Source organism: Streptomyces silaceus (assembly GCF_001419745.1).
GTDB classification, from domain to species: domain Bacteria; phylum Actinomycetota; class Actinomycetes; order Streptomycetales; family Streptomycetaceae; genus Streptomyces; species Streptomyces silaceus.
On the sequence record NZ_LIRJ01000628.1, the window covers coordinates 609 to 1,043 of the forward strand.

The window sequence follows — 435 nt, forward strand, 5'->3', positions numbered from 1 at the left end:
CGCCCTCCTGCGGGTCGTACCAGGAGTTGACCATGATGTCGGCGGTGTGCGGGAAGCCGTGGGTGCGGCGCACCGCGTCCGCGGCGCCGGGCCCGAAGTCGGCGAGCGGCCCGAGGTCGGCCGGGTCCTCGTCCAGGTACACCTCGGCGCCCCGCGCGCCCAGCACGAGCGGTCCCCGCTCCGCGCTGCGCACCAGGAGGAACCCGATGCCCGGGTGGTTGGCGAGCGTGGGGAGCAGCGCCGGGTGGCGGCGGTCGATCTCCTCGCGGGTCATGCGGTGCGGCACGTCAGGGAACGAGACGAGCCCCAGGTTGCCGGAGGCCAGCACGATCGGCTCGGCGCGGCGGGCCGGGCGGTGCTCGCCGGTGCCCTCCTCGACGGGCCTGCGCAGCGCGGCGCGCACGGCCGAGCGGGCCTCGGCGCCGCTGTGCGTGC

General features: G+C 77.5%; 1 pseudogene. It reads right to left on the bottom strand.

Going from position 1 to position 435, the window contains the following annotated elements:
- Nucleotides 1–435: pseudogene (locus AOK22_RS40515) on the bottom strand (hypothetical protein); the annotation flags it as partial.